Source organism: Bordetella bronchialis, from assembly GCF_001676705.1.
Classification (GTDB): Bacteria; Pseudomonadota; Gammaproteobacteria; order Burkholderiales; family Burkholderiaceae_B; genus Bordetella_C; species Bordetella_C bronchialis.
The window spans coordinates 2,477,496-2,494,725 of record NZ_CP016170.1 but is presented as its reverse complement, the minus strand read 5'-3'; the positions used below and the strand labels follow the sequence as shown (position 1 = coordinate 2,494,725).

The following is a 17,230-nucleotide window of genomic DNA, read 5'->3' as shown; positions in this document are numbered from 1 at the left end:
CCCCAATTATCCTCGTTTGCCGCCGGGATGAAATGGATGGATAGTGGCGACCGGCCGGCCGCTGACCCACGTTTTTTTTATCCCCAAGGAGAATCGCGCATGCCGCGAAACACGGATCCCGTCCCCCTGTCCCGCCGCCGCGCCCTGCTCTGGGCGGCCATGGCCCCCTTGCTGCTGGCGCGGCCCGCGCTGGCCGCCGGCACGCAGGCATCATCGTCGGGCACCAAGGCAGGCCAAGCCGCCGGCGGACATGCCCGTCCCGATGGCGACGTCGAATATGCCGCCCTGGAACAGTCCCATCGCCGCCGGCTGGGCGTTTACGCGCTGGACACCGGCAGCGGACAAGAAGTGGCCTATCGGGCCGGCGAGCGCTTTGCCTTCTGCAGCACCTTCAAGGCCATCCTCGCAGCCGCCGTCCTGGCGCAGGATGCCGGCAAGCCCGGGCTGCTCCGGCAGCGCGTCGCCTATACGAAAAGCGATCTGGTTTCCTATTCGCCCGTCACCGGCGAACATGCCGGCGCCGGCATGACGATCGCCGAACTATGCGCGGCCGCCGTCCAGTACAGCGACAACACGGCGGCCAACCTGCTGTTGCATCGCCTGGGCGGGCCGGCGGCCTTGACGGCCTTCGCGCGCCAGGCGGGCAACCCCAGCTTCCGCATGGACCGCTACGAGACCGCATTGAACACCGCCATCCCGGGCGACGAGCGGGACACTTCCACCCCGGCGGACATGGCCGGACTGCTGCGCGCGCTGGTCCTGGGCGACGCCCTGCCCGCGCCGGCGCGCGCGCAGCTCAAGACCTGGCTGCTGGGAAACAAGACCGGCGCGCACCGCATCCGCGCCGCCGTGCCCGGCGGCTGGGCGGTCGGCGACAAGACCGGCACGGGCGACTATGGCAGCGCCAACGACGTCGGCATCATCTGGCCGCCGTCGCGGCCACCCATCGTCATGGCGATCTATACCGGCAGCCGCGACAAGCGCGCCAAGGCCGACGAAGGCCTGATCGCGGAAGCCGCCCGCATCGCGCTGGCACGCCTGGCGTAGCGGACGCCCGCGCTTGGGGCTGGCCTCATGCACCCGGCCGGCTTCAGGCCGCCGGGTTGCCCGCCACGACGCCGGGACCGCGCATCACCGCCACGCCCAGGCGCGCCAGCAGCCCGCGCGTCGCCTCGTCCGGCACGTCCTCGGCGTAGACCTGGATGCCCAGCGAGCGGGCGGTTTCCAGCACGGACATCGCCAGCTGCTGGCTACCCAGGCTGCGCGCCATCCCGGTCACGAATCCGCCGCCCAGCTTGACATAGGCCAGCGACAGGCTGTGCAGCTGGCTGACCGCGCTGAGCTGCTGCGCCAGGCGACGCACCCCCACGTGCGCGCCGCAATCGCGCGCGATGCGGCACAGCTCGGCCACGGCATCGCGGCGCTCGGCCACGGCATGCGCGTCCACCTCCAGGTACAGGCGCGACGCCAGCGGCTTGCGTTCGGCCAGCATGCGCTCGACCTGCAGCAGGAAGTTGGGATGCGACAGCGAGGGCATGGCGATGCGCACCGTCACGTCGCCCTCGTTCATCATCAGCCAGCTGACGGCCAGGCGCACCGCCTGGATGTCGCACTCCGCGGTCAGGTCCAGGCGCGTCGCGGCGGGAATGAAGAGCTTGGCCGGGATCGGTTCCGGCGACCCCTGGCTATGCAGCATCAGGGTCGCTTCCTGGCGGATGACCGAGCCGTCCTGCGCCCGTAGCGGCTCCAGGGCCAGCGTGAAACGCTGCCGCTCGATGCCGTCCGTAATGGCCTGCCGCCACGCCGACTCGCCGTGGGCGGACAAGGCCTGGGCCTCGTCGGTGGCCAGTTGCACGTGATCGTCGCCCGCGCTTTCGCCGCGCATCAAGGCAAAATCCAGGCGTCCCAGCAGGTCGCCCACCTTGGCGCCGCGCTGGTAATCGGTCATGGCCAGCGCCCAGCGGCACAGGCCGCCCTCCCCCACGGGGATGCGCGCCTCGCGCAGCTCGCTGCGCAGCCGCTCGGCCACCAGCATGGCGGTGGGCGCGGTGCAAGCGGGCAGCAGCAAGGCGAAATCCGAACCGTTCAGCCGCGCCACCAGGGTGCCGCCCAGCTGGAATTGATCCAGCAAGGCCGCCACGCGGCTGCCCAGGCCGGCCAGCCATTGGTCGACGAATTCGCGCGGCATATGCCGGTTGATGGCCGCCAGGTCGCGCTGGCGGAACACCAGCACGTGGCCGCTTTCCGGCAAGGGCTCGCCCCGGGGCGCGGCCTTGGCCGCGTCGACGTCGACCGCGCGCAGGAATTCGTTGATGAAGTACTTGCGATTGGCCAGGCCGGTGACGGGGTCCTGGTTGACCTCGATTTCCAGGGATTCGATGCGCGCCGTCTGCTCCTCGGCGGTGGCGCGCAGCTGCTCGCGCGTCTGGTTCAAGGCCTGCGTGATACCGGACAGCTCCGGCACGCGGGCCGTGAGCGGGCCGCCGAACTGCCCGCGGCCGATGGCCAGCATGTGCTCGCCCACTTCGGCCAGCAACCGCTTCTCGATCCAGCGCACCAGCACAAAGGCGAACAGCGCCCACACCGCCCCCGCCGCGACAATCACCAGGATCATCTGCACGCTGCTTTCCCACAGCGTTTCCCAGGCGTAGACGTCGTTGGCCGTCAATGTGACCTCGCCGATCTGGCGCCAGCCATCGGTGACGACATGGCTGGCCGACTTGGCGGACAACGGCACCAGCCGCTGGAACCAGCCGGGCACGGTCGTGGAGGCGCTCTGCCCGCTGCGTTCGATGATGACCTTGCCCTGGGGATCGGTCAGCCGGACCAATGCGAAATGCCCGCCGTCATACAGCGCCGACACCAGCAGCTCCTGCGTGACGCGGGAACTGTTGGCGGGCTGCGACAGCGACAGCGCCAGCGACACGGCCGCGTCGCTGCTCTGGACCTGCAGCTGGCCCGCCAGATAGTCCCGCGCCGCGTTCACGCTCAGCGCCAGGGTGCCGAGCAGGATGATCGCGATGGCGATGGTGATACTGAGCAGTAGTTGTCGGAGTATGGACATAGATGGATTCCTGCAATGCCTATTGCCGGATGCCTTCGCGCGCCATGCGCTGAAGCAGGTCGCGCCAGCGGCCGATGCGATCGACCGGCGCGGCATGTTTGCCGTCGACGTAGACGCCGTCGGCATTGAAACTGAATACGGGTGTCAGGTCCCGGCGCTGGCTTGCGGGCAGGATATCGGATATCAGGCTGTCCAACACCAGCGGCACGGCGTTGGCCGACGGATAGTAGGCCAGGACCATGTGGGCGATCTGTTCGCTGCTCTCCGGGCCGCCGATGCGCGCCCGCACATAGACGAAGCGCAGCTTGCTTGTCGGCACGCCCAGCTTGATCAAGGAGAAATACTTGCCGATGACGAAATCTTCGCAATCGCCGGCGCCCTTGCCCAGGGCCTCCAGCGGCGTGGCCCAATAATCGGCCTGTCCCCAGACGGTCTGGTCCTCGGCCTGCATCAGGCTGCGGTTCCAGAAGTTATTGATACTGGCCAGCTTTTCCGGCTCGGACAGCGCGCCATCGTTCTGCAGCACTTGCAGCCAGGCGGCCACCGCATGGGCGCCCTTGGCGCCGTAGCGGCTGGCCGCCACCTGCTCCAGGCGCGCCGAGTCCAGCTCCAGGGCGCCGCTGATTCCCCACCCGAACAACAGGCAGAAGAAAGCCGCCCTGGCCCAGGCCAGGGCGGCGCGCGTAGGAGTCAGGCTAGCCATGAAACATATTGTAAAGCCAACCCATGCGACGCCGTGGAGCGCGTCGCATGGGCCGGCGGCGGCCCTAGGACCTAGTTGTGGCCATGCAGTTTGCCCTTCTGGATCAGGTCATTGATGATGGCCTGGTCGTTCTGCAGGGCGCCACCGTTGGTCAGGTCCACGCCGTGCAGCACGATCTTCTGGTCGAAGGCCTGCTGCGCGGCACCGCCCGTGGTGCTGACGTTGATCACCGTGTCGCTGCCGCTCTTGGAGAAGTGCAGGTACTTGGACAGATCGCCGTCGGCGGGGTTGTTCAGCAGCTCGTGCAGGTCCAGGACATCGCCGCCGGCCGAAGCCGCCCGGTTGTCGAAGTCCATGATGGTATCGACCGCGGGATTGGCCGTCGTGCCGCCGTCGTGCAGCGACCACTTGAAGGTGTCGCTGCCGTCGCCGCCGTACAACGTGTCGTTGCCCGCGCCGCCCACCAGGGTATCGTTGCCCGCATCGCCGTACAGGGTGTCGTTGCCGCCCTGGCCGTAGATGATGTCGTTGCCGTTGCCGCCGTGGATCGTATCGTTGCCGCCGCGCGTGTCGCCGCCCACGTTCAGCGTATCGCTATGCTGGCTGACGTAGTTGTAGACATCGCTGGACGTCGGTGCATGGCCCAGCGTATCGGTCAGGTAGTCCAACAGCCCTTGCAGGCCCTGGCCGTTGTGCGTGCCGGCCGGATGCTGCGCCGAATTCAAGGCGTCGGTGTTGATCGTGTCGCCGAAGATGATGTCGTTGCCATCGCCGCCGTTGATCACGTCTCCGCCCACCGGGTTGGGATCGGAGTGCGAACCGCCACCCGTGAGCGCCGTGCTCAGGTCGCCAGGCTGCAGGACGATGTCGACCTCGCCGGTGGGACCGGTGACGTACTGGTGGTCGACCAGCGTGATGTTGTCCACGCTGATGCCCGCGCTGTTGCTGTTGTTGGTCGCGTCGTAGACCTCGAACGCCAGGCGGTACGTGCCCGAACCCACATCGTTGGTCGTGATGTGGCCCGTGCTGGTGCCGGTCTGCACGTCCGTCCAGGCGTTGTTGATCCACTGCTGCAGGTGCCAGGTCACCGAGTCGCCCGACTTGAACGAGGACAAGGTCGCCAGATCGAATTCGAAGTGGCCGGTATGGCCGTTCGATATCGTGATGTTGGAGCTGGGATCCGTCGCATAGATCGTGGACCGGGCGTTATTGCCGCTGCTGCCGTACGTGTCCGTGATCTGGATCGACGTACCGCTGCCTTCGGTCAGGCTGCCCCCGCCGTTCTGGGCGCGCGTCCAGTTCGAATCGTTGTCCAGGTCGTAGGTCCGCGACGAGCTCAGGTTGGTCGAACCGGCGCCGAAGTCGACCTGGCCCGTGCCGGTCTTGTCGGTGTTGTCGAAGAACTTCAGGTAGTTCTGGTTGACACCGTCGCCGATACCGATGCCGTGCACCGTGCTCATGGCGGCCAGGGCCTGGAAGGCATCGATGGAGTGCTGCAGCGTGGTCGCGCTGGTCGACGAACCGCTGCCGCCGCCGTTGTACACGGTGGGATCGCCGTCGGTCAGGAAGAAGCTCAGGTTCTCGTAACCGTCCGCCTTGCCCTTGCCCGCGTCGGCCTGGTTCTCGAACCAGTTCGCGGCCTCATCGAAGGCATCTTCGTAGTTGGTGGAGCCGCTGGCGCGCAGGTCGTTGATCGCCTTGATGAGCTTGTCCGCCGCCTGGTCCACGTCGCTCAGGTCCAGGTTCTGCACGGTCACCGGATTATCGGCGCTGCTGCCGAAGCCGATCAGCGTGATGTTGACGATGCCATCGTGGCCGGCCAACTGCTTGACGAACTGCGTCAGCGCGCTCTTGACCAGGTCCATGCGGGACTGGTTGCCGATGCTGTCGTCCATGCTGCCCGAGTGGTCGACGATCAGCGCGATGTTGTAGTTCTGGCCCGGCGTGGTCGTGGTGACCGTACCGCCCTTGTCGCCCAGGATGATGTCGTCGCCCGAGCCGCCGTTCAGCGGCGGCGTGGTGCCGCCATGGCCGTCGTTGTCGCCCGTGCTGGTGTTGTCGCCGGTGATCAGGTTATTGGTCGACAGGCCGAAGTTGTGCTCCGTCGACGTATCCTGGCCGCCGTGCGCCGTGCCGCCGTTGTCCTGCACCTTGAAGCCGAAGGACGTATCCTTGCCGTCGGCGCCCGGGGTGTAGACCAGCTTGCCGGCCGCGATGTCGGCGGCCGAAATCACCTGGCCCTGCGTCACCGCCTGGCCGTTCAGGGTCAGCGAGCCGCTGTCCGGAACACGGGTGATGATCACGTTCTGCAGGCTGTCGTGCTCGCCGTTGCTGTCGGCGAAGTTGAACTCGCTGGCCGTGAAGGTGTGCTTGCCCCCGATGTCCACCGTCGTCGAATTGTCGGTGGCGGTCGGCGCGTCGTTGGTGCCGTTGATGGTCACCTTCACGTCATGCGTCGCCGTGCCGTCGGCCGACACCACGGTGAAGGTACGGGTACCCAGGCTGTCGTTGCCGGACAGGGCCTGCACCGCGGGATTGGAGTTATCCAGCGTGTAGGTCCACTTGCCGTTGGCGTCGATGGTAAAGGTGCCGTACTGGTCGTGGATGGTGTTCGCCTGGAAGCTGCTTTCGCCGGTGTCCTTGTCCGAGATGGTCAGGGTACCGTTCAGCGCGGCGCCGTCTTCGTAGACCGTGCCCTTGTCCGAGCCGTTCTGGCCCACGGAGATGACCGGTACGTCGTTGGTGCCCGTGACGGTGACCGTCAGGGTCGCCGTATCGGTGCCGCCCTTGCCGTCCGAGACCGTATAGGTGATGGACGTGGTCGCCGTCTTGCCGGCGCCCAGGTAGTCGAAGGCATCGCCCGTGGAGAACGTGTAGGTGCCGTTCGGGTTCAGCACGAAGGTCCCGCCGTGGTCGCCCTGTACCTGCTGGCCCACATTGCCCGCCACGCCATTGACCGCGCCGACCGTCAGCGTGTCGCCGGGGTTGCCGTCGTGGTCGTTGGCCAGCACGCCGTGCGACGGGTCGGTGACCGCCAGCACGGTGTCCTGCTTGGTGGCGCCGGTGTCGTCCGCCGCGACCGGGGGCACGTTGCTGCCCGTCACGGTGACGGTGAGCGTGGCCGTGCTGGTGCCGCCCTCGCCATCCGAGATGGTGTAGGTGACCGACGTGGTCTTGCTCTGGCCCGCGCCCAGGCCGTCGAAATCGTGGCCGGCGTTGAAGCTGTAGGTGCCGTCGGCGTTCAGGGTGAACGTACCGCCATGATCGCCCGTGACCTGCGTGCCGTGGCCTTCGACGACGGACTGCGCGTCGCCGTTGCCCTTCACGCTGACCACCTTGAGCGTATCGCCGTCCGGATCCGAGTCCTTGCCGGCGCCGGCGTTGCCCAGGATCACGTTGCCGTTGGCCTGGCCGCTGGCGTCGGCGGTGGCGACGTCATTGACGGCGGTCGGCGCCGGGTTGGTGACGTCCCATTCGAAGCTCTGCGTGGCGGTCTTGCCATCGGGATCGGTCGCGGTGACCGTCACGGTGTACTTGCCGTCGTGGTTGTCGCCGCCCTGCGACGCGGAGTGATCGATGGTGCCGGTGATCTTGCCGGTGTCCTTGTCGATCGTCAGTCCGGGCGGCAGGCCGTTGGCGGTGTAGGTCAGCTTGTCGCCGGTGTCCACGTCCTTGAAGTGGCTGGCCGTGTCCACGTCGATGCCCGTGTCGGCATCCTTGCCGACCTGCGTACCGATGTGGCCGACCACCGTGGGCGCGTCATTCGTGCCGTTGATGGTGATGGTGATCGTGCTGGTGGCGGTGCCGTCGGCGCTGGTGACCGTGTAGGTCTCGACGATGCTCTGGCCGGACTTCAGGCCCTGCACCACCGCGTTGTCGTTGGCCACCGAGTACGTGTAGGAACCGTCGGCGTTGAACACCAGCGTGCCCAGGGGCGCGTTGCCGTTGCCCGTGCTGCCGTCGAAGTGCGCGCCCGGCTTGAAGCTGCTTTCGCCGGTATCCGCATCCGTGATGGTCAGCTGGCCGCCGGTGACCAGCTTGCCGTCGCTGCCGACGTTCTGGTCTTCCGTGACCGCGCCCGTGCCGCTGCTCAGCACCGGCACGTCATTGGTGCCGACGATGGTCACGACGACCTGGTGCGTGGCGCTGCCGTCGGCCGAGCTTACCGTGAAGGTCTCGGTAAGGGTCTTGCCCGCGCCCAGCGCCTGCACCGCCGGGTCCTGGTTGTTCAGCTTGTACGTCCAGTTGCCGTTCTCGTCGATGGCGAAGGTGCCATGCTCGCCGGCATGATCCGGCGTGGTCGAGAACCTGGCGTCGCCGGCGTCCGCGTCCTTCACATCCAGCTTGCCGCCGGTCGTGTCGGGCGTGGCGTCTTCCACCACGGTGCCATGGTCGCTGGCCGTCTCCGGCTGGCCCGGCGTGCCCGGATCGTGCGGCGTGATGGTCGCGCCGTCGTCGGTGCCGTTGATGGTGATCGTGATGGTGCTGGTCTTGGAGCCGTCCAGGCTGGTCACGGTGTAGGTCTCGACGATGCTCTGGCCCGTCTTCAGGCCCTGCACCACCGGATTGTCGTTGGCCACCGTGTAGGTGTAGGAACCGTCGGCGTTGAACACCAGCGTGCCAAGGGGCGCGTTGCCGTTGCCCGTGCTGCCGTCGAAGTGCGCGCCCGGCTTGAAGCTGCTTTCGCCGGTATCCGCGTCCGTGATGGTCAGCTGGCCGCCGGTGACCAGGTTGCCGTCGTTGCCGACGTTCTGGTCTTCCGTGACCGCGCCCGTGCCGCTGCTCAGCACCGGCACATCGTTGGTGCCGACGATGGTGACCGTCACCTGATGGGTGCCGGTACCGTCGGCCGACGTCACCGTGAACTGCTCGGTCAGCGTCTGGCCGGCGCCCAGCGCCTGGACGGCCGGATCGTTGTTGTTCAGGTGGTAGACCCAATTGCCGTTCTGGTCGATGGAGAACGTGCCATGGTCGCCGGGATTATTCGTCTGCGGCGCGAACTTGTTCTGGCCCGCGTCGGCGTCCTGGATGTCCAGCTTGCCGCCGGTGGTATTCGGCGTGGCGTCCTCGACCACCGTGCCGTGGTCGCTGGCGCTGCCCGGATCCTGCGGGTTGCCCGGATCGTGCGGGGTGATGACCGGCACGTCGTTGGTGCCGGTGATCGTCACGGTCACCGTTTGCGTGTCGGTGCCGCCGTGGCCGTCATCGACCTTGATGGTGAAGGTGTCGGTCTGCTTCTCGCCCTCCTTCAGCGCCTGTACCGCCTGCGGGTCGACCGTGTAGGTCCACTTGCCATTGGCGTCCACGCTGATGGAGCCGTAGTCGCCCTTCGAGCCGTTGACGACCGTCCACGTGTGGGAGTCGTTCTTGTCCACATCGGACACGGTCAGCTGGCCGGTCACCGCGGGGGCGCCATCCTCGGTCAGCGCGCCGGTGTGCACGCCGCCGATCACCGGGTTGTCGTTCGTGCCATTGATGGTGACCGTCACGGTGGACGTGGTGCCATCGGCCGACTTGACGGTGAACTGCTCCGTCAGGTGCTCGCCGGCGCCCAGCGCCTGCACGCGCGGATCGTTGTTGTGCAGCTGGTAGGTCCAGGTGCCCTGGGAGTTGATGGAGAAATCGCCGTACTGGCCGGGGGTCTTGCTCTGCGTCTGGAAGGTCGATTGGCCGCGGTCGGGGTCCGTCACGTCCAGGTTGCCCGTGGCGGTCTGCACGCGGTCCTCCTGCACCGTGCCCTGGTCATCGCCCGGATGATGCGGCGTGATCACGGCCGCGTCGTTGGTGCCGGTCAGGGTCACGGTAACCGTCTGCCAATCGTAGCCGCCATGGCCGTCGCTGACCTGCACGACGAACTTCTCCTGCACGGTCTCGCCTTCGCGCAGCGACTGGATGTTCTGGTTGGCCGTGTAGGTCCACTTGCCGGTCTGGTCGACCGACAGGGTGCCATAGTCGCCCTTGTTGCTGCCGAAGATCGACCAGCTGTGGCTGTCGCGCACGTCCACGTCGCTGACGTTCAGCTGGCCGCTGACCGAGGGCGCCGCGTCTTCCTTCAGCGCGCCGCTGCTGACGCCGCTGATGTGCGGCGCATCGTTGGTGCCCAGGATGGTCACCGTGACCGTCTCGGGCGTGCCGTCGGCGGTCTTGACAGTGAAATGCTCGATCAGCTTCTCGCCGTCGCCCAGCGCCTGCACTTCGGCATTGCCGTTATTCAGCGTGAAGGTCCAGTTGCCGCTGCCGTTGACCGCGAAGACACCGTGCGGCGTCACGATGACGTTGGCCTGGAAGGTGTTCTGGCCGGCGTCGGCATCCTTGATATCCAGGTCGCCGCCCGTCACTTGCTGGAACAGGTAGTCTTCGCGCACGGTGCCGGAGTCGTCGCCCGTCACGACCGGCACGTCGTTGGTGCCGGTCACGGTGACCGTGACCTTCTGCACGTCCGTGCCGCCATGGCCGTCGCTGACCAGGACATCGAAGGTCTCGGTCTTTTGCTGGCCTTCGGCCAGCGCCTGCACGGCCTTGCTGTCCACCGTGTACGTCCACTTGCCGGTCTGGTCGACCGTCAGCGTGCCGTACGCGCCCTTCGGATTGCCCTGCACCGACCACGTGTGCGTGTCGTGTACGTCGACGTCCGACACCGCCAGCTGGCCCGACACCGACGGCGCCACGTCTTCCTTGATGGCGCCGGTGGCCTGGCCGCTGATCTCCGGCTTGTCGTTCGTGCCGTCGATGGTGATCGTCACTTCCGTCGGCGTGCCGTCGGCCGTCAGCACCGTGATCTTCTCGGTCAGGCTCTCGCCCACGCCCAGTTCCTGGACCTTGGGATCGCTGTTGTTCAGGTTGTACGTCCAGTTGCCATTGGCGTCGATGCTGAACGTGCCGTGCGCCAGGACCGTGTTGTCCTGCGCCTGGAAGAACGACTGGTCGTGGTCCGCGTCCACGATGTCCAGCTTGCCGCTGGTGCTCAGCGTCGTGTCTTCCTTCACCAGGCCCTTGTCGCTGTCGGGCGAGTGCGGGGTGATCACCGGAACGTCATCCGTGCCGTTGATCGTGATGGTGATCGTGCTGGTGGCCGTGCCGTCGGCGCTGGTCACCGTGTACGTCTCGACGATGCTCTCGCCGCTGCGCAGGCCCTGCACCACCGCATTGTTGTTGGCCACCGAGTAGGTGTAGGAACCGTCGGCGTTGAACACCAGCGTGCCCAGGGGCGCGTTGCCGTTGCCCGTGCTGCCGTCGAAGTGCGCGCCCGGCTTGAAGCTGCTTTCGCCGGTATCCACGTCCGTGATGGTCAGCTGGCCGCCGGTGACCAGGTTGCCGTCATTGCCGACGTTCTGGTCTTCCGTGACCGCGCCCGTGCCGCTGCTCAGCACCGGCACGTCGTTGGTGCCGATGATGGTCACCGTGACCTGGTGCGTGGCGCTGCCGTCGGCGGAGGTCACCGTGAACTGCTCGGTCAGCGTCTGGCCGGCGCCCAGCGCCTGCACCGCGGCGTCGCCGTTGTTCAGGTGGTAAGTCCAGTTGCCGTTCTGGTCGATGGAGAAGGTGCCGTGTGCGCCGGCCTGGTTGGTCTGCGGGGTGAACTTGCTCTCGCCCGCGTCCGCATCCTTGATGTCCAGCTTGCCGCCGGTGGTGTCGGGCGTGGCGTCCTCGATCACCGTGCCATGGTCGCTGGCGCTGCCCGGATCCTGCGGATTGCCCGGATCGTGCGGGGTGATCACCGGCACATCGTTGGTGCCGGTCAGGGTCACCGTGATGGTCTGCCAGTCGTAGCCGCCATGGCCGTCGCTGACCTGCACGACGAACTTCTGCTGCACCGTGTCGCCCTCGCCCAGCGACTGCACGTTCTGGTTGGCGGTAAACGTCCACTTGCCGGTCTGGTCGATCGAGATCGTGCCGTACTCGCCCTTGTTGCTGCCGAAGATGGACCAGCTGTGGCTATCGTGGGCATCGACGTCGCTGACCTGCAGCTGGCCGCTGACCGTGGTGGCCGCGTCTTCCTTGAGCGCGCCCGTGCTCTGCCCGCTGATGTGCGGCAGGTCGTTGGTACCGACGATGGTCACCGTGACCGTCTCGGTGGTGCCGTCCGCGGTCTTGACCGTGAAGTGCTCGACCAGCTTCTCGCCCACGCCCAGGGCCTGTACCTGCGCATTGTTATTGTTGAGCAGATAGCCCCAGGTGCCGTTCGAGGCGATCGCGAAGGTGCCGTAGTCGCCGCTGATCTTTTCCGGCTGGAAGTGGCTCTGCCCGGCGTCGGCGTCCTTGATATCCAGGTCGCCGCCGGTGATGGGCAGGAAGTCTTCATAGACGGTGCCCGAACCCGAACCGGTCACGACCGGCACGTCGTTGGTGCCGGTGACGGTTACCGTGACGGTCTGCACGTCCGTGCCGCCATGGCCGTCGCTGACCAGGACGTTGAAAGTCTCGGTCTTTTGCTGGCCTTCGGCCAGCGCCTGCACGGCCTTGCTGTCCACCGTGTACGTCCACTTGCCGGTCTGGTCGACCGTCAGCGTGCCGTACGCGCCCTTCGGGTTGCCCTGCACCGACCACGTGTGCGTGTCATGTACGTCGACGTCCGACACCGCCAGCTGGCCCGACACCGAGGGCGCCGCGTCTTCCTTGATGGCGCCGGTGGCCTGGCCGCTGATCTCCGGCTTGTCGTTCGTGCCGTCGATGGTGATCGTCACTTCCGTCGGCGTGCCGTCGGCCGTCAGCACCGTGATCTTCTCGGTCAGGCTCTCGCCCACGCCCAGTTCCTGGACCTTGGGATCGCTGTTGTTCAGGTTGTAGGTCCAGTTGCCATTGGCATCGATGCTGAACGTGCCGTGCGCCAGGACCGTGTTGTTCTGTACCTGGAAGACCGACTCGCCCTGGTCCGCGTCCACGATGTCCAGCTTGCCGCTGGTGCTCAGCGTCGTATCTTCCTGCACCAGGCCCTTGTCGCTGTCGGGTGAGTGCGGGGTGACCACCGGCACGTCGTTGGTGCCCGTGATGGTGATGGTGACGTCCTGGATGGCCGTGCCGCCATGGCCGTCGTCCACCAGGATGTGGAAGGTTTCCTGGACCTGCTGATCCTTGGCCAGGGCCTGGGTGGCCTGCGGGTCGATGGTGTAGGTCCACTTGCCGTTCTGGTCCACGCTGATGGTGCCGTACTGGCCCTTGGGCTCGCCCGACACCGACCAGGTATGCGTATCGCTCTTGTCCACATCGGCGACTGCCAGCTGGCCCGACACCGATTGCTCGACGTCTTCCGTGGCCGCCGCGGTGCTCGTGCCGCTGATGACCGGCACATCGTTGGTGCCGTCGATGGTGACGGTCACGGTGGTTTCGGTGCCATCCGCCGACTTCACCGTGAAGGTTTCGGTCAGGTGCTCGCCCACGGCCAGTTCCTGCACCCGCGGATCGTCGTTGGTCAGCGTGTAGGTCCAGTTTCCTTGCGCGTCGATGGAGAAGGTGCCGTGCTGGCCGGCCGTACCGGTCTGCGGCTGGAAGAACGATTGGTCGTGGTCGGGGTCGACGATGTTCAGCTTGCCCTCGGTCGTGAGGACTTCGTCTTCCTTGACATGATTGGCATCGGGGCCGCCCTCGCCCGGGGTGATGACGGGCACGTCGTTGGTGCCGGTGACCGTCAGCGTCAGGGTCGCGGTGGACGTACCGCCTTCGCCATCGGAGATGGTGTAGGTAACGGTGGTCGTCTTCGTTTCGCCGGCCGCCAGGCTCTGGAAGTCCTCGCCCGGGTTGAAGGTGTACGAGCCGTCCGCGCGGATGATGAACGTGCCGCCGGCGGAGCCGGCCACTTCCACGCCTTGCGCCGTCACGTCCTTGTTGCCGGCATGCACGACCGTCAGCGTATCGCCGTCCGGATCGATGTCGCGGCCCACGCCCTGCGCGTTGCCGGTCAGGACATTGCCCGACACGCCGTTGTCCTCGGTGGTCGAGGCGGCGTCATTCACGGCCAGCGGGCCCGGGTTGGTGACGTTCCAGTTGAAGGTTTCGGTGACCGTGGCGCCGCTGGTATCGGTGGCCGTGACGGTGACCTGGTAGACGCCGTTGTTGCCGCCCTGGGAGGCGGAATGGTCGATCGTACCGGTGATGACGCCCGTTTCGGGGTTGATGGTCAGCCCCGGCGGCAGGCCGGTGGCGGTGTAGGTCAGCCTGTCGCCGTTGTCCACGTCGGCGAAGTGGCTGGACACGTCCACGTTGATGTTCTGCTGCGCGTCCACGCCGTTGACGTTGTCGATGGCGGTGGCCGTGGGCGCGTCGTTCACGCCGTTCACGGTCACCGTGACGGTGGCCGTGGACGTATTGCCGAAGGGATCGGAGATCGTATACGTCAGCGTGCTGGTGGCGGTCTGGCCGGCGCCCAGGTTGTGATACGAATTACCGGGATTGAAAATGTAGCTGCCGTCCGGGAACACCGTGAACGTGCCGCCGGTCGAGCCGGCGACCTGCACGCCGCCGGTCGCCATGGGCGTGCCGCCCACCGACTGGATGAACACCGCATCGCCGTTGGGGTCGGTGTCGTTCGTCAGGATATTGCCCGTCACAAGCGACTTCTCGGTCGTCGTGTTCGTGTCATTGCCGGCGGCCGGGGGATCGTTGCCAGGCGCGTTGTTGTTCGTCGCCAGGCCGGCCGGCGTCAGCAGGTTGATGCCCGGCGTGCCGGCGCCCGGATAAGCCAGGTCCAGCGGCGAAGTCGATTCCACCACGCGGGCCAGCCGCACGAAGCTGCTGCCGCCGGCATCGCCGCCGCCGGCCACCAGGGCGGCCGTCGGATCCAGGTTGTCGAACGGGTCCTGTCCATTCTGCAGCGCGGCCAGCAGGCGGTCGGAATCGGTGCCGGTGGGCGGCGCCACCGCGGCTTCGGAGCGGTCGACCGGCTGGCCCGCCATGTCGGCATTGAAGGCCACGTCACGGTTCTCGCCTATCGTCAGCGGCATCCCGCCTTCCGTCTGCAGGGCGACGGTGCCGCCCGACGCGGTCACGATCTCGGTATCCGGCGGAATCCGGCTGCCGACGTGCAGCTCGGTCAGCGAACCGTCCTTATTGCGGATCCAGGCACGTCCAACGACTTGCGTAACTACGGCGGGAATGGTGAAGGCCATTTTTCTTGCTCCGGTTTAGGATGGCGTAATCCTATAGACCGGGCCCGATGGCCGATATTGTCCTGGAGGACAGTTTTCCGGATTAATTCAGCATCGCCGGCCGCGGCTACTTCCGGAGCCCGATGCCATGCTCGCGGCGCGTACAAAGGATGCACGCCGGCCGGCCGGAAAAGATCCGCAATAAAACGCGGACCGCTGCAATCAACGGCTGATGCCGTGCACCCGCAGCGCCAGCTGCAGGCGGTCGCTGACGCCCAGCTTTTCGAAGACCGAGGACAAATGGGCCTTGACGGTGCGCTCGGTGATGCCCAGCGCCGCCGCGATCTCGCCATTGGCCTCGCCGACGGCGGCGCGGCGCGCCACCATGTCCTCGCGTTCGGTCAGGGCGTTGGCATGCCATTCCTCCTTGCCGCCCGCCCTGCTCTCCACCAGCCGCAGCAGCCGGGTCACCAGCGAACGCCCCATCCAGATTTCCCCGGCGTCGACGACTTCCAGCACCTGGTTCATCAAGGTCGCCGGCGCGTACGCATGGCAATAGCCCACCGCTCCGGATGCCAGCACCTTGGTCCCCTGTTCGTCATGCGGCCGCGCGCTTGCGACAACCGCGCGCAGGCCCGCGATGGCGCCGGTCCACTGCTCGGAAGTCCAGCCGGGCAGCTTGGGCAGGTCGGCATCCACCACGACCAGCGACCGGCCCTGCTCGCGCCAGCGCGCCAGGTCCGGCAGCGTGCGTCCGCGCGCGGGCAGCCAGCGGCGCGCGTCCAGGCCCGACCAGTGCTTCCACAGCAGATCGTCATGGGTGACGAACAGAACCGGTGCCACGTGCATCAATACCTCTCCAGTCGCCTGCCGGCGCGCGACGTGAGGCGCCGCGGCAGGTGTGCGGATGCGAATCCGACGGAATGGGAACCAGCGGGATCTTCCAGCCTGGGACTGCCTAACGTTCGGTGAATGCGTTCTCTTTGGCGCGCAGGATGGGCTTGAGCAGGTATTGCAGCACCGTCCGCTTGCCGGTAAGGATATGCACCTCGGCGATCATGCCGGGGATGATGGGCAAATGCTTGTCGCCGACCGTGGCCCGGTCGGTGCGCACCCGCACGATATAGAACGAATTGCCGCGTTCGTCGGTGGTGGTATCGGCATTGATCTGCTCCACGACGCCCTGCAGGCCGCCGTAGATGGAATAGTCGTAGGCCGTGAACTTGACGTCGGCCTTCTGGTCCGCGTGCAGGAAGCCGATATCGCGCGGCTGTATGCGCACCTCCAGCAGCAGCGTGTCGTCCGTCGGCACGATCTCGATGATGTCCTTGCCGGGCTGCACCACCCCGCCGACCGTATTCGCCAGCAGGGTCTTCACCGTGCCGCGCACCGGGGACCGGATCTCCGCCAGCTTGACCTTGTCCGCCAGCGCCAGCTTGCCTTCGCGCAGGGTACGCAGCTTGGTGTTGACGTCGGACAGGTCGCTGCGGGCCTGGTTGCGGATATTCAGCTCCGCTTCCTTGGTCTTGCTCAGCGCTTCCTGGATGGACGCCTGGATGCGATCGATCTGGGCATCCGCCGCTTTCTGGTCGCCGCAGCTCTTGGCCACATCGCGCTGCAGGCGCAACAGGTCCACTTCGGATACCGCCCCGCTGGCCAGCAGCGGCCGCGTCACGGAAAGCTCCTTGGACGTCAACGCGCACGTGGTCGCGGCCTGATCGCGCTTGGCCTGGGTCTCGCGCAGTTCTTCCTGGCGCTGCTTGACCTGCTCCTTGGCGACGCTGACCGTGGCGTTCAGTTCGTTGGTACGCTGGATCCAGGCATTGCGCTCGGCTTCCGCGGCGGCGGGCAACTGTTGCAGCACATCGTCCGGCACCTGGAAGGGCTCGCCCGTCGCCAGGGCGTGCAGCCGGGCCGCCTTGGCCTGCAAGGAAAGGTACTCGGCCTGGTTTTCGCCCAGGGATGAATTGAAGCGGGTCGGGTCTATCTTCAGCAGAATCTGGCCCGGTTCCACCGTCTGGCCGGGCTTGACCAGGATCTCCTTGACGACGCCGCCGTCCAGGCTTTGCACCACCTGGACCTGGCGCGACGGCACTACCTTGCCTTCGCCCCGCACCACTTCGTCGATGGGGCTGAAGCCCGCCCACACCAGCAGGGCGGTGACCACGACCAGCGAGGTCCACAGCAGCACGCGCGCACCGCGGGCATCGGAATGGTAGATCGCCCATTCGGCGTTGCCGGCATAGCCGGCGGTCACCTTGGGCTTGCCGCGCTCTTCGCCGTCCAGCAGCACATCGAAGAGCTTGACGAATATCGTCCGCGGAAGACGGACAAGCGCGCCCAGGAACGAGCCGCCTTCGTTCGCAACATGCGTATTCATGC

The 17,230-nt window shown here is 66.7% G+C and carries 6 protein-coding genes; 1 reads left to right on the top strand and 5 read right to left on the bottom strand.

The window, feature by feature from the left end; translation table 11 throughout:
• Positions 1-159 precede the first annotated feature (159 nt).
• Positions 160-1,047: a class A beta-lactamase gene (gene bla, locus BAU06_RS11020; RefSeq protein WP_066358844.1), complete on the top strand. Its 888-nt coding sequence runs from the start codon at positions 160-162 to the stop codon at positions 1,045-1,047.
• A 43-nt stretch (positions 1,048-1,090) separates the two neighbouring features.
• Here the strand turns inward: bla and BAU06_RS11015 are convergent, their stop codons facing one another.
• The 5 genes from BAU06_RS11015 to BAU06_RS10995 form a co-directional block, all read right to left on the bottom strand.
• On the bottom strand, positions 1,091-3,064 hold the full coding sequence (locus BAU06_RS11015; protein WP_066348727.1) for a bifunctional diguanylate cyclase/phosphodiesterase: 1,974 nt from the start codon (positions 3,062-3,064) through the stop codon (positions 1,091-1,093).
• Positions 3,065-3,083: 19 nt separating this feature from the next.
• Entirely contained in the window at positions 3,084-3,767 is a 684-nt protein-coding gene (locus BAU06_RS11010) for a transglutaminase-like cysteine peptidase (RefSeq protein WP_066348716.1), read from the bottom strand.
• Between the two features lie 71 nt (positions 3,768-3,838).
• On the bottom strand, positions 3,839-14,869 hold the full coding sequence (locus BAU06_RS26605) for a retention module-containing protein (RefSeq protein ID WP_066348705.1): 11,031 nt from the start codon (positions 14,867-14,869) through the stop codon (positions 3,839-3,841).
• A 201-nt stretch (positions 14,870-15,070) separates the two neighbouring features.
• A complete protein-coding gene (locus BAU06_RS11000; protein ID WP_066348689.1) occupies positions 15,071-15,697 on the bottom strand; it encodes a helix-turn-helix transcriptional regulator in 627 nt (208 codons plus the stop codon).
• Between the two features lie 109 nt (positions 15,698-15,806).
• On the bottom strand, positions 15,807-17,228 hold the full coding sequence (locus tag BAU06_RS10995; RefSeq protein ID WP_066348683.1) for an HlyD family type I secretion periplasmic adaptor subunit: 1,422 nt from the start codon (positions 17,226-17,228) through the stop codon (positions 15,807-15,809).
• Positions 17,229-17,230: the final 2 nt, after the last annotated feature.